The 13210-nt window shown below is 73.0% G+C and carries 12 protein-coding genes and 1 pseudogene; 6 read left to right on the forward strand and 7 right to left on the reverse strand.

Translation table 11 applies throughout. The features are described from left to right. Window position 1: 1 nt before the first annotated feature. Window positions 2–1984, reverse strand: coding sequence for a hypothetical protein (locus tag ACZ50K_RS12285; protein ID WP_468901098.1), 1983 nt, complete (start codon window positions 1982–1984; stop codon window positions 2–4). 183 nt (window positions 1985–2167) lie between these two features. On the opposite strand from ACZ50K_RS12285, the gene ACZ50K_RS12290 reads away from it, so the two are divergent. After that, entirely contained in the window at window positions 2168–2401 is a 234-nt protein-coding gene (locus ACZ50K_RS12290) for a hypothetical protein (RefSeq protein WP_468901101.1), read from the forward strand. Window positions 2402–2419: 18 nt separating this feature from the next. Here the strand turns inward: ACZ50K_RS12290 and ACZ50K_RS12295 are convergent, their stop codons facing one another. Continuing rightward, on the reverse strand, window positions 2420–2641 hold the full coding sequence (locus ACZ50K_RS12295) for a hypothetical protein (RefSeq protein WP_468901104.1): 222 nt from the start codon (window positions 2639–2641) through the stop codon (window positions 2420–2422). Between the two features lie 246 nt (window positions 2642–2887). Here ACZ50K_RS12295 and ACZ50K_RS12300 point away from each other — a divergent pair, with 246 nt between their 5' ends. The 3 genes and pseudogenes from ACZ50K_RS12300 to ACZ50K_RS12310 all read left to right on the forward strand — a co-directional run. Further along, entirely contained in the window at window positions 2888–4243 is a 1356-nt protein-coding gene (locus tag ACZ50K_RS12300) for a phytase (protein WP_468901107.1), read from the forward strand. 64 nt (window positions 4244–4307) lie between these two features. Continuing rightward, window positions 4308–4700: a VOC family protein gene (locus ACZ50K_RS12305; protein WP_468901109.1), complete on the forward strand. Its 393-nt coding sequence runs from the start codon at window positions 4308–4310 to the stop codon at window positions 4698–4700. Window positions 4701–5062: 362 nt separating this feature from the next. Then, window positions 5063–5992, forward strand: a pseudogene (locus ACZ50K_RS12310) (serine hydrolase domain-containing protein); the annotation flags it as partial. Window positions 5993–6105: 113 nt separating this feature from the next. Here ACZ50K_RS12310 and thpD read toward each other — a convergent pair. From thpD to ACZ50K_RS12335, 5 genes are all read right to left on the reverse strand, one after another. After that, complete coding sequence (gene thpD, locus ACZ50K_RS12315; RefSeq protein WP_468901112.1) at window positions 6106–7008, reverse strand: ectoine hydroxylase; 903 nt, start codon at window positions 7006–7008, stop codon at window positions 6106–6108. A 14-nt stretch (window positions 7009–7022) separates the two neighbouring features. Then, entirely contained in the window at window positions 7023–7430 is a 408-nt protein-coding gene (locus ACZ50K_RS12320) for an ectoine synthase (protein ID WP_468901114.1), read from the reverse strand. Between the two features lie 28 nt (window positions 7431–7458). After that, on the reverse strand, window positions 7459–8727 hold the full coding sequence (gene ectB / locus ACZ50K_RS12325) for a diaminobutyrate--2-oxoglutarate transaminase (protein ID WP_468901117.1): 1269 nt from the start codon (window positions 8725–8727) through the stop codon (window positions 7459–7461). A 33-nt stretch (window positions 8728–8760) separates the two neighbouring features. After that, entirely contained in the window at window positions 8761–9294 is a 534-nt protein-coding gene (ectA, locus tag ACZ50K_RS12330; RefSeq protein ID WP_468901120.1) for a diaminobutyrate acetyltransferase, read from the reverse strand. 280 nt (window positions 9295–9574) lie between these two features. Further along, a complete protein-coding gene (locus tag ACZ50K_RS12335; RefSeq protein WP_468901121.1) occupies window positions 9575–10750 on the reverse strand; it encodes a serine hydrolase domain-containing protein in 1176 nt (391 codons plus the stop codon). Window positions 10751–10972: 222 nt separating this feature from the next. On the opposite strand from ACZ50K_RS12335, the gene ACZ50K_RS12340 reads away from it, so the two are divergent. Together ACZ50K_RS12340 and ACZ50K_RS12345 are read left to right on the forward strand one after the other, a co-directional pair. Further along, window positions 10973–12103, forward strand: a complete 1131-nt coding sequence (locus ACZ50K_RS12340) for an NADH:flavin oxidoreductase (RefSeq protein ID WP_468901122.1) — start codon at window positions 10973–10975, stop codon at window positions 12101–12103. Between the two features lie 96 nt (window positions 12104–12199). Continuing rightward, on the forward strand, window positions 12200–12811 hold the full coding sequence (locus ACZ50K_RS12345) for a GOLPH3/VPS74 family protein (RefSeq protein ID WP_468901125.1): 612 nt from the start codon (window positions 12200–12202) through the stop codon (window positions 12809–12811). The last annotated feature ends 399 nt before the right edge of the window (window positions 12812–13210 follow it).

Raw genomic sequence — 13210 nt, forward strand, 5'->3', positions numbered from 1 at the left:
CTCAGCCCTCCCAGCCGGCCGTCTGCGGATCGCGCCAGTGCCGGTACCGCTCCGCCTCGTTGAACAGCGCCACGATGTCGTTCCTCCGTAGTTGGGACAGCTGGGTGTAGCCGTCGGCGATCAGATCGCCCAGCCGCATCGCCGGATCGGCCAGCGGATCGCTCCACACCCAGCGGGTGGTCACCAGCGTGTGGATCACCGCCTCGGCGTCCATCACCCGCCCGGGCCGCCTCGGCACCAGCCCGGCGAGCAGCTCCAGCGGCCCGCAGCCGGCCGGCAGCCGGTTCGGCGCCGAGGTGACCGCGTCGAACTCGGAGATCCACTGTGCGGCCGGGACCAGCGCGAACCGCCGCGCCAGATGGGCGGACACCTCCTCGGTCCGCCCCAGGGCCAGCCGGTGGTACATCTCCTGCACCGGTCTGCCCTCCTCCCGGTAGTACTCGGCCAGCAGCTCGTGCACGGCCTCCCAGCCCTCCGGCCGGGCCGCCAGCCGCCACAGCAGCAGCCGGCGCAGCCACGGATGGAGCACCGGCACCACGGCCACCGGGCCGGTCAGCAGCCAGCGGGAGCGGACCTCCCCGAACAGCGAGTCGTCGGGGCTCAGCAGCCGGGTGGCCACGGAGAAGTCCCGGGCGGCCGCGCACTCCGCGAGCACCGCCCGCTGGCCCCCGTCGAAGTCCCGCAGCAGATGCCCCAGGGCGACGTCGGCGAGCGGGGCCGAGTGCTCCCCGGTGCGCAGCGGCCGGTCCGGCAGGTTTCGCAGCCAACGGTCCTGCTGGGGGCCGGAGTCGGGCGGCGGCCCGGCCTGCCGGAGCACGTCCAGCACCTGGTGGACCGCGCGCGGCAGCCCGCCGGTGAGCCGGTGCACGAAGGGGGTGAGACGCGTCAGCGGCGCCAGGTCGCTGTTCCCGCCGAGCTGGAGCTCTATCCGGATCCGCACCTCGTCCAGGTTGAGGTCCCGCAGGCGCAACGGGTACCACCAGGTGTCCTCGCTGTCCCGGGTCGGCCGGTGCGCGTGCCAGTCGGCCAGCGAGGCCCGGTCGGGACCGCGCAGCCGCCAGGGCCAGGAGTCCCCGGTGGCCGGGCCCCAGCGGGGCAGCCAGCGGTTGGAGCTGGCGACCACGGTCAGCGGGTCGCTGGTACGCCCCGCCACCACCGTCTCGTCGTGCCGGGAGCGCAGCAGCAGGTCCAGGAAACGGCGGCCGTAGTCGGTGTGCGCGTTGTCGAGCAGCAGCAGATAGGAGCGGGGCATGAAACTGCGGGCGGTGTTGCGTCTGAGGTCCTCCAGGAACGCCGAGAACAGCACCAGGTCCAGCCGCTCCTGCTCCGCCCCGTCCCCCTCGTGCCGCCACAGGTTGAGCTCCACCAGCGCTTCCATCGGGTCCGCGCTCCGGGTCATCGGATGCCGCCCGTACCAGTGCGCCCCGGCGGTCAGCCGGCTGCCGAACCGGCCGCCGAGCAGGGCCGGCATCGTCCGGCGGCCGCGCCGCAGGGCGTCCTGGAAGAGGGTGAGCGCGGCGGTGGAGGCACCCTCGGGCATCCCGACGGCCCCCATGCCCACCTCGAAGAAGGCGGCCAGATAGTCCCCGTGCCGGGCCTCGTTCTCCTCCTGGAACCGGTCCAGCTGCCGCTGCACAGCCCGGCGCCCCTCCTCCAGACTGCGCATCCGCAGCTCCTGGTCGGAGGCCAGCAGGCCCAGGCTGAGCAGCGGGAACTGCGAGCGGCCGTAGCGCGGCAGCTTGCGCTCCAACTGGCGGGCCAGCAGGCCCAGGGCGTAGCGGGGCAGCAGCGACTGGGCCCCGCCGAAGTTGACGAAGGCGAAGGGGTAGTCGGGCCCGAAGTGCTCCATCAGCGCGCTGTGCGCCTCACTGGCCCCGCTGCCCGCGGGCCCCAGCAGCATGGTCAGGGGCCGTTCCGCCGTCGGCTCCTCCTTCAGGCACCCGTCGACGAGCGTCAGGATGCCGCTGCGGCCCCGCAGGCCCATGCCCGTACCCGGCTCCCTCACGCGCGACCCCCCAAGGCGACGTTTCCGAGGAGTAGAGCGTGTCATCCGCGGCCCCGCTCAGACAGGGGTTTCGGCCACCCGGTTCACGGCGCCCGAATGGTTTGCGGGTCGGAACGCGGGGCAGACGCCGTTCCCGGGTGCCGTGTCCGGAGGGAGCTTCGCATGACCGAGAGCGCCATCCCCTACCTCTCCCCGGCGCGGGTCACCGTGCTCGGCGTCCACCTCGACGACCAGCCCTTCCGCATCGTGGAGATCGACGGAGAGTTCGTCGGGATCGCCAGGTCCATGGTCGACGTGGTGCGGTACGCGGCGGCGGCCGGGATCACCGTCCACGACCTCGACGACCCGGACGAGGTGCGGTGGGTCGGCGGCGGCAAGTACCACTGGCACCCCTGAGCGGCACCCGGGCCCGGGCTACCACTCGGGATGCACCTCGTGGCTGTCGTACCGGGTGCCGCCCGAGGCGATCCAGGGCCGGAACCGACCGGGCCCGGTGCGCCCCTGCGCGTACGAGACGGGCTCCAGGGTCTCGTCGGTGACGATCACCGCCCCGGCCCGCTGCGCGCTCCGCAGCGCATGCGTCCAGTTCCGGCCGCGGCGGCCGGTGCGGTAGTCGGGGACCTTGCACTCTGACATCGGATCTCACCACTTCGCGAGCTCGGATCGGGGAATCGGTTCGAGGGATCGGTTTCCGGGCGGCCGGAGCCGTCGCCTACCCCCGATCGCGCGGCCCGAACGCACCGATCGCCGGAGAGCCCCCGAGGTGACCGAGTTCACCCGGCGCACACCGCACGGCCGCCCGCGCAACAGGGCCCGGCCATCCCGCCCGCCGACGCTCTACGGCGACCAGCCCCGCATCGCCGCCGAACCCGGAGCCGCCCCGTGCCCCTGCCCCGCCGGACCCGCCCGGCCGCCCTCTCCCTGAGCGCGGCCGCCCTGCTGCTCACCTCCGCCGTCAGCGCCTCCGCCGTGAGCCCGCCCGCCGCGGGCGCCCCCGCCCACGCCGCACACCCGCAGCCCGCGCCCCGGGCCCGTACGCTCCCCGCGGTCACCCCCGTCGCCGAGACCCTCCCGCTCTTCGACGACGAGGCGGGCGGCGACGCCAACGCCGACGACCCCGCGATCTGGCGCAATCCCGCGAACCCGGCCCGCAGCCTGGTCGTCGCGACCGCCAAGGAGGGCGGACTGCGGGTCTACGACCTGTCCGCCGTCCAGGTCCAGTCCCTGCCCGCACCGGCCGGCCCGACCGGCGAGGACGCGCCCGGCCGGTTCAACAACGTGGACCTCCTCCACGGCCTGCGGCTGGGCCGCGGCCGCGCGGACCTCGCGGTGGTCACCGACCGGGGCAACGACCGGCTCCGCTTCTACCGGATCGACCCGGCCCGCCCCGGCCGCCCGCTCACCGACGTCACCGACCCGGCCGTCCGCCCGGTGTTCTCCGCCGACCAGGCCGAGATCAACGAGCAGCGGACCGCCTACGGCCTCGCCACCTGGACCGACCGGACCACCGGGCGCTCCTACGCCGTGGTCAGCCGCCGGCACGAGACCACCGTCGCCCTGCTGGAGATCCTCCCCGGCCGCTCCGGCACCGTCGGCTACCGGCACGTCCGCAGCCTGGACCTGCCCGGCACCTTCGCCCTGCCCGGCGGCACCACCTGGACCCCCTGCGCCGAACCGGGCGAACGCCCCCAGGTCGAAGGCATGGTCGTCGACCCGGCCGACGGCACGCTCTACGCGGGCCAGGAGGACGTCGGCATCTGGCGGGTCCGCGCCGACCTCACCGGCCGCCCCCGCCTCGTCGACAAGGTCCGGGAGTACGGCGTCCCCGCCGTCTACGACGAGCGGACCGAGGAGTGCGTGCCGGGCACCGACCCCGGCCACGGCGGCCGCCGGCTGACCGCCGACGTCGAGGGCCTCACCCTGATCTCCCGCCCCGGCGGCAAGGGCCTGCTGATGGCCTCCAGCCAGGGCGACGACACCTTCGCCTTCTACGACCGGGAGACCGCCGAGGGCAACGCCTACCGGGGCGGACTGCGGATCACGGCCCGCTCCCGCGAGCTCGACGGCTCCGAGGAGTGCGACGGCGCCGCCGCCCTCAACCTGCCGCTGGGCCCCGGGTACCCGCGCGGCCTGCTCGTGGTCCAGGACGGCCACGACGCCCCGCACGACGGCGAACGGACCGCCACCGGCTTCAAGTTCGTCGATCTCGGCAAGGTCCTGGACCGGCTCGCCGACTGACGCCGCGAACGACTCCGGGACCGCCGCCGCGACTGGCTCCGTCCCGGGCGGGCACACGTCCTCCATGACTGTGAGGAAGACGAGCGTTCTCGTACTGGACTGCGCCGAACCCGAGGCCCTGGCCCGCTTCTACGCCGAACTCCTGGGCGCCGAGGTCGCCGCCGGCCCGGAGCCCGACCTGGTCGAGGTGGCCGGCGGACCCGGAGTGCGCCTGGCGATCCGCCGGGACCACGGCCACGCCCCGCCGAGCTGGCCCCGGCCGGAGGACTCCCAGCAGGCGCACCTGATGATCCTGGTCGCCGAGGGGGACCTCGACGAGGCCGAACGGGAGGCCGTCTCCCTCGGCGCCCGGCCGATCGCCTCCGACACCGGCGAAGGCCCCGGCGGGTCCCGGCTCTTCAGCGACCCCGCCGGCCACTCCTTCACCCTGGCCGTCGCCGCACCCGGGCCCTCATGACAGATGTCATGGGGTGTCCGGGTGCCGCTCCATCCGTAGGCTGATGACCGCTTCGTCCTGAGGGAGGAGGAACAACGGCCCTGCCGGGCGCCAGTCTTGAAGGGTCCCGACCACAGGCCCCCACGGGCCGTCGCCGAGGAGCCGCCGTGACCCGCACCCGTACCCCGGCCCGACCCGCCGTCTCCGCCCGGGCCGTCGCGGCCGCCGCCGCGACCCTCGCCCTGCTCGCCGGTCCCGCCCCGGCCGCGACCGCAGCCGGAACCCCGCCCGACCACGGCCGGGACCACCGGCCCGCCCGCCCGCTCGACCGGGACGGCCTGCGGGCCGGACTGTCGGCGATCGAACGGGCGGGCATCTACGGGGTGTACTCCTCGGTCCGCGACGGCCGGCAGCGCTTCGACGGCGCCGCCGGACGCGCCGACATCGGCACCGGACGCCCGGTCCGCCCCGACTTCCAGCACCGGGTGGGAAGCGTCACCAAGACCTTCACCGCCGTGGCCGTGCTCCAGCAGGCGGCCAGGGGCAGGATCGGCCTGGACCGCCCGGTCGCCGACTACGTCCCCGCACTGCTCCCCGGCGAACGCGGCCGCCGGGTGACCGTCCGCATGCTGCTCAACCACACGAGCGGCATCGCCGACTACGTCGCGGACGCCTTCCCCTCCCTCAAGGAGGGCAGCACCGCCGACCTCGACGACCAGCGGTTCCGCACCGTCGCCCCCACCGAGCTGATCGCCCACGGGGTGGCCGCACCGCCGCTCTTCGAACCCGGCACCGACTGGGCCTACTCCAACACCAACTACCTGCTGCTGGGCGAGGTGCTGCGCCGGGCCACCGGCCAGGACCCCGAGCGGCTGATCACCCGCGAGGTCATCCGGCGCGCCGGCCTGCGCGGCACCTACTTCCCCGGCACCGACCCCCGCATCCGCGGCCCGCACGCCCGGATGTACGAGAACCTCTACGGACTCATCGACCCGCCGCGCGACTACAGCGTCTACAACATGACCTGGGCCGGCACCGCGGGCGCCCTCGTCTCCACCACCCAGGACCTCAACGCCTTCTACCGCGCCCTGCTGGCGGGCGAGCTCCTGCCCCGCCGCCAACTGGACCAGATGCGCACCACCGTGGACGTCAAGGACCCGGAGACGGGCGAGGTGCTGATGCGCTACGGCCTCGGCATCTACTCCATGGACACGCCCTGCGGCCCGGCCTGGGGCCACGACGGCGGGGTCTGGGGCGCCGGCACCTGGGCCCTGTCCAGTCCCGACGGAGCCCGCCAGTTCGCCCTCGGCTTCAACCTGATGAAGTACCAGCGGCTCGACGAGAGCGGCACCGAGATCCTGCCGCACCCCGCCGACGACGCCCTCGGCGCCTACCTGGGCCGGGCCCTGTGCGGGACCACCGCGCCTCAGCCCAGCGGGGTGAAGTCCCGCGAGGCGATGAAGGAGGGCCTGCGCACCGGCGCCGCGAACGGCTCGGCGGGCAGGTTCTCCACACTGTTGAACACCAGGAAGACATTGCTGCGCGGATAGGGGGTGATGTTGTCCCCGGAGCCGTGCATGGCGTTGCAGTCGAACCAGGTGGCCGATCCGGCCGGACCCGTGAACTGCCGGATCCCGCAGGCCTCGGCGAAGCTGCCGAGCGCCTCCCGGGAGGGCGTGCCCGCGTCCTGCATCTGGAGCGACCTCTTGTAGTTGTCCTCCGGGGTCTCCCCGGCACAGCCGAGGAAGGTCCGGTGCGAACCCGGCATGATCATGAGACTGCCGTTGACGGCGTGGTTCGGGGTCAGGGCGATGGACACCGACACGGTCCGCATCCGGGGCAGGCCGTCCTCGGCGTGCCAGGTCTCGAAGTCCGAGTGCCAGTAGAACCCGCTCGCCCCGAACCCGGGCTTGGCGTTGATCCGGGACTGGTGGACGTACACCTCGGAGCCGAGGATCTGCCGGGCCCGGTCCAGGACCCGCGGATCCGAGGCCAGCCGAGCGAAGACCTCGCTGACCCGGTGCACCTCGAACACGGACCGGACCTCACCGGTCCTCGGCTCCACGATCGAGCGCTCGTCCGCGCGCACCGACGGATCGGCGACCAGCCGATCCATCTCGGCCCGGTACGCCGCGACCTCCGCCGGGGTGATCAGCTCCTCGTCGGTGAGGAACCCGTCGCGTTCGAACTCCTCCAGCTCCCGGGCCCAGAACGGTCCGGGAGTGCCGGGCTCGGACCACACGACGGGGTCCTTGCGCCCGGTGAGGGCCTCCTCGGCGCCCCGCGTGGGGTAGAGGTCGGTGAGGGTGCGGTCGGTGACGGTGGTCATGTACGGGTTCCTCCTCAGGCGGTTTCGGTCGGTTCGGTCAGCAGCGGGTAGACGCCGTTCGCGTCGTGGTCCTCCCGTCCGGTGACGGGCGGGTTGAACACGCACAGACAGCGGAACTCCCGTATGACGCGCAGGGTGTGGCGCTCGTGGCCGTCGAGCACGTAGACGGTGCCGGGGGTGATCAGGTGCTTCTCCCCGGTCTCCTCGTCGGTCAGCTCGGCCTCGCCCTCCACGCACACCACCGCCTCGATGTGGTTGGCGTACCACATGGAGGTCTCGGTGCCGGTGTAGAGGACGGTCTCGTGGAGGGAGAAGCCGACGCGCTCCTTCGCCAGGACCAGACGCTTGCTCTCCCAGGTCCCGGACGCGGCCTTGACGTGCCGGTCGGTGCCTTCGAGATCACGGAAGGATCGGACGATCACGGTGGGGGTGCCTTTCGTTCGGGGCGGATCAGCCGGTTTCGCGGACGGCGCGGGCGAGGATGCCGAGACCCTCGTCGAGTTCGTCCGCGGAGACGGTCAGCGGCGGCAGCAGCTTGACCACCTCGCTCTCGGGGCCGGAGGTCTCGATGAGCAGCCCCTGCTCGAAGGCGCGCCGGCAGACCTCGGCGGCCCGGTCCTTGCGGGTGAACTCCAGCCCCCAGACCATGCCCCGGCCGCGGAAGACCGCCCCGTCGCGTTCGTGGTCGGCACAGAGCTCCGTGAGGGCCTGCTCGATGCGGCCGCCCTGCACCCGGGTGCGCTCGCGCAGCACGCCGTCGCGCCAGTACGTCTCCAGGGCCGCGGTCGCGGTGACGAACGCCGGGTTGTTGCCGCGGAAGGTGCCGTTGTGCTCGCCGGGCTCCCAGATGTCGAGCTCGGGCCGGAACAGACAGAGCGACATCGGCAGCCCGTAGCCGCTGATCGACTTGGACACGGTGACGATGTCCGGGGTGATGCCGGCCTCCTCGAAGGAGAAGAACTCGCCGGTCCGCCCACAGCCCATCTGCACGTCGTCGACGATCAGCAGCATGTCCCGGCGGCGGCACAGGTCGGCCAGCGCCCGCAGCCACTCGGCGCGCGCCACGTTCACCCCGCCCTCGCCCTGCACCGTCTCGACGATCACCGCGGCCGGGTTGTTCAGACCGGACCCCTGGTCCTCCAGGAGCCGCTCGAACCACAGGAAGTCCGGGGTCCGGCCGCCGAGGTAGTTGTCGAAGGGCATCGGGGTGGTGTGCACCAGCGGGATGCCGGCCCCGGCCCGCTTGAAGGCGTTGCCGGTCACCGCCAGCGAGCCCAGGGACATGCCGTGGAAGGCGTTGGTGAACGACACCACCGCCTCCCGCCCCTTGGCCTTGCGCGCCAGCTTCAGCGCGGCCTCCACCGCGTTGGTGCCGGTGGGCCCCGGGAACATCACCTTGTACGGCAGCCCGCGCGGTTCGAGGACCGCCGACCGGAAGGTCTCCAGGAAGGCCCGCTTGGCGGTGGTCGCCATGTCCAGCCCGTGGGTGATGCCGTCGCGTCCGATGTAGTCGAGGAGCGCCCGTTTGAGGACGGGGTTGTTGTGCCCGTAGTTGAGCGAGCCGGCGCCCGCGAAGAAGTCCAGGTACGCCCGGCCGTCCTCGTCGTGGAGCCGGCTGCCGGAGGCGCGGTCGAAGACGACGGGCCAGGCGCGGCAGTAGCTGCGCACCTCCGATTCGACGGTGTCGAAGACGGTGGGTACCGGTGCGGTCGTGGTCAAGGTGTTCCTCTTCCCGGTCGTGGTCGGTGGGGTTCAGGCCAGGGGCGCGATGCGGTGCAGCACTTCCGCGTCGTGGTGTCCGGCGTCGCCGGGGAAGTACTCCTCGGCGAAGAGGACCTTCCGGGTGACGCGGGCGCCGCGGCGTTCGGCGAAGGCGGCGAACAGCCGCTCCGAGGCGGTGTTGCCGGGGCTGATCGTGGTCTCCACAGCGTCCAGCCGGTGCTCGGCGGCGACCCGGTCGGCCAGGTGGTCGAGCAGGGCCCCGGCGACCCCCCGGCCGCGCAGGGCGCCGTCCACGGCGATCTGCCAGACCAGCAGGGTGCCCGGGGCCTCGGGCCGCAGATAGCCGGTGACGAAGCCGACCGGGCGCCCGGTGGTGTCCCGGGCGACCGCGGAGGTCCCGGCGAAGTCGCGGCACCACAGCAGGTAGCCGTAGGGGGAGTTGAGGTCCAGCGCCCTGCTGTCACGGGCGATGCGCCACAGGGCGGGGCCGTCCGTGACGGAGGGCCGCCCGAAGTGGATTCCGGATGGGGTCGGGGTCGTGGGGACGGGAGTTGCTGTGGTCATGCGGGCCGAAGTTACCGAGCGCAGGACGAAATCACATGCCCGGAAGGGGTTCCGTCCGCGCCCCGACCGTGTTATCCGGCAGACACCTGGAAGTGACCCACGCCTCCGGAACCCCCACCACTCCGTACCGACTTATCCGGATATTCTCCCCGCACCCCTTGAAATATAACGAGACGGTAACGTATTTGCGCCGCGCAAGATTCAGATGTGAAAGCCCTGACACTCCTGCCGGGAGGCGTTTGGAACCCGTCGGCCGGGACACACGACTCCCTCCGCCCGGTCATTCCGGTTTCAGGGCGGAGTCCGGCGCGAGATGGCCGGCGATCTCCGTCAGCAGCACGCTCGCGGCGTTCGGCACCGTGCTGCCCCGGCCCTGGGTGGCCACCGTCGCCACGGCGATCCGCTTCCCGGGCAGATAGGCGACGGCCCCCGCGTAGCCCGCGAAGGAGGGGTTCTGGACGATCCAGCCGTTCTGCACCGCCAGCCCCAGCGCATAGGAGGTGTTGGCGTCGATCCGGGAGACCGGCGCCAGCTGCTTCCGGTGGGACTCCGGGGACAACAGGTCCCCCTCGCCGATCGCCGTGAACGACTTGGCCATGTCCGCCAGGGTCCCCGTCATCACCGAACCCGGCGCCAGGGTCCACGAGGGGTTCCAGTACGTGGAGTCCTCGAACACCCCGCGCTCGTTGTCGAACCCGTGCAGGACCGGCGGCGGGATCTCGGCCGTGGCCGGCACCGCCGTGGAATCCAGCCCCATCGGCTCCAGCACGTCCTCCCGGAGCACCTCGGCCAGCGGACGCCCCGTGATCCGCGAGATCACGTCCCCGAGCAGCACCCAGTTGGCGTGCGAGTACGCGAACCCCGAACCCGGCTCCCGCACCAGCGGCTTGGACACCGAGATCCGCACCAGCTCCGGCGCCGTCCAGGCACGGAACGGATCCGCGTAGAGGTCCGCCACGAACTTCGGGTCCCGCACGTAGTCGGAGTAGCCGGAGGTGGTGGCCGCCAGCATCCCCAGGGTGATCCGGTCCGCGTGCGGCAGCTCCGGACGCCAGCGCGAGAGCCTGTCGTCGAGCGATGCCTCGCCCTCGTCGACCAGCTGCAGCACCGCGGTGGTCAGATAGGGGATGGCGACCGCGCCGATCCGGAAGCGCATGTCGGTCCTCGCCGGAACCCCGGTCATCGACTGGCCGGCCGCCGCCGAGGTCACCCGCTCCCCGTCGATCCACACCTCCGCCATCGCCGCCGTCAGCTTGTACGCGCCCAGCGCCTCGCGGACCCGCTCCCGTACGAACTCCGCGCTGTCGGACGGCACACAGGTCCCGCGCAGCGAGGACTGCCCGGCCGCGCAGTCGGCGCCGGCCACCCGGGTCCCGGCGACCGCCGGCGCCCCGGCAAGCGAACCACCGAGGAGCAGGGACAGACAGACGAGGGTCACAGTCCTGGATCGGCGCACGGCGGTGCCTCCAACCGCTCGGCACCCCCCTTTCCCGCATGCTAGCCCCGGCCCGCGCGCACCGCCCCGTGAGCGGACTCCCGGGCGGAACCGCCCCGCCCGTGGGACGGATCACACGGCCGGCCCGCCCCGGCCGGAATGCCCGGCGCCGCGCCACCGCTGATACCGGCACGCATCCGCATCCGCGTCACCCCACCGCCCCCTTGCCAGGAGGAACCTTCCGTGACCGTCACCGAGTCCGCCACCGCCTCCCGAGCCGCCGCGCTCCTCTCCCGGCCCGTCACCCTCGGGGGCCTCACCGTCCCCAACCGCATCGCCATGGCCCCCATGACCCGGATGTTCTCCCCGGGCGGGGTGCCCGGCGAGGACGTGAGCTCCTACTACGCCCGCCGGGCCGCCGCCGGGGTGGGCCTGATCGTCACCGAGGGCACCTACGTCGGGCACGAGTCGGCCGGCCAGAGCGACCGGGTGCCGAGGTTCCACGGCGAGGAGCAGCTGGCCGGCTGGGCGAAGGTCGCCGAGGCCGTGCACGCGGCGGGCGGCAGGATCGTCCCGCAGCTGTGGCACATCGGCATGGTCCGCAAGCAGGGCGAGCCCCCGTACGCCGACGCCCCCGCCATCGGCCCCTCGGGCATCCGGACGGACGGCACCGAGGGCACCGGGAAGGCCATGACCCGCACCGACCTGGACGCGGTGATCGGCTCCTTCGCCGAGGCGGCGGCCGCCGCCGAACGCATCGGCTTCGACGGGGTGGAGCTCCACGGGGCCCACGGCTATCTGCTCGACCAGTTCCTGTGGTCGGCGACCAACCGCCGCACCGACGGCTACGGCGGTGACGCCGCGGCCCGCACCAGATTCGCCGCCGAGGTGGTGGCCGCGGTCCGCGCGGCCGTCTCCCCCGGCTTCCCGGTGATCTTCCGGTACTCGCAGTGGAAGCAGGACGCCTACCAGGCGCGCCTCGCCGAGACCCCCGCCGAACTGGAGGCCGTCCTCGCCCCGCTCGCCGAGGCCGGGGCCGACGCCTTCCACGCCTCCACCCGCCGCTACTGGCTGCCCGAGTTCGAGGAGTCGGACCTCAACCTGGCCGGCTGGACCAGGAAGCTCACCGGCCTGCCCGCCATCACCGTGGGCTCGGTCGGCCTGGACGGGGACTTCATCCGCGGGTTCATGGGGGAGGGCGCGCCCCTCAAGGGGATCGACAACCTGCTGGACCGGCTGGAACGGGAGGAGTTCGACATGGTCGCCGTCGGCCGGGCGCTGCTCCAGGACCCCCTGTGGGCGGCCAAGGTGCTGGGCGACCGCCTCGGGGAACTGGAGCCCTTCGATGCCGCCGCCCTCCGCTCGCTGAGCTGACCCCGCACGGACGGGCCGGCCCGTAAGCTCGCCGGGGAGTGCGGCAGGGCGCTCAGGGACGTACATACTGCGGACGCATCGGACGGTGGGCCCATCATGACCACGCCACGGGACTTGTTGATCGTCTCCATGGACCGGGAGGACGGTGCCCGCACGGAGGACGGCGACCTGTCGCTCGCCCTCGCCGGAGCGGAGCTCGTCGATCTGCTCGCGGCCGGCACCGTCCGGCTGGACGCCGACCGGATCGTGCCCGCCGAGGGCCCCGCACCGGAGGACAAGGTACTGGCCGGGGCGGCCGCGGAGCTGCTCCGGGACCAGCCGCACGAACCGGTCGCCGACTGGCTGTGGCGCCGGGGCCGCGGTCTGGCCGCCGTCTACCGGGCGGCCCTGGAGTCGGACGGTGAGCTGGTCCGCCGGCCCCGCCGGGGCCTCGCCTTCCGGGCCGGTGAGCCGGTGCTCGCCGAATCACCGGCCCGGCACCGGGCCGCGGACCGCCTGGCCGCCGCCGATCCCGTGCTGACCGCCCTCGCGGAGGCCGCCGGGGTGACGGGGGAGCGGACCGGGGACGCACCGGACCCGGAGGACGACTCGGTGGCGGCGGTCCTCGCCGCCGTCAACGAGGCCGTGGTGGAGCTCGGCACGGAACGGCAGCGGCGCGCCATCGACGAGGCGGCCTTCGACAACATCTGGCGCGGCCCCGGCGGCTGACCGGACCACGCCGGACGACCACACCGGACGCGCCGTGACCAGCCCAGGTCGACCCGGCGGCCGTCCACTGGTAAAGTACTTCGAGTTGCCGCCGGTCCCCAGTGATCCGGCGACAGCACATCCCGCCGCCTCACAGCGGCACCCAACTCAGCACGATCTCCCACCGGGGATGAATTCGGCGTACCCGAATTCAATTCCCCAGCTCGATTATGAGCCGCCCGGGAAATCCGCTAGAGTTCGGGAGTCGGAAGGGCCCAACAGCCCCGAAGACGAGATCCCGCCGACTGGGAATCAGGCCCGAAAGGATCTGATAGAGTCGGAAACGCAAGAACGAAGGAAGCGCCCGGAGGAAAGCCCGCGAGGGTCAGTACAAAGGAAGCGTCCGCACCTTGAGAACTC

The sequence above is a fragment of the Streptomyces sp. NPDC033845 genome (assembly GCF_055576225.1).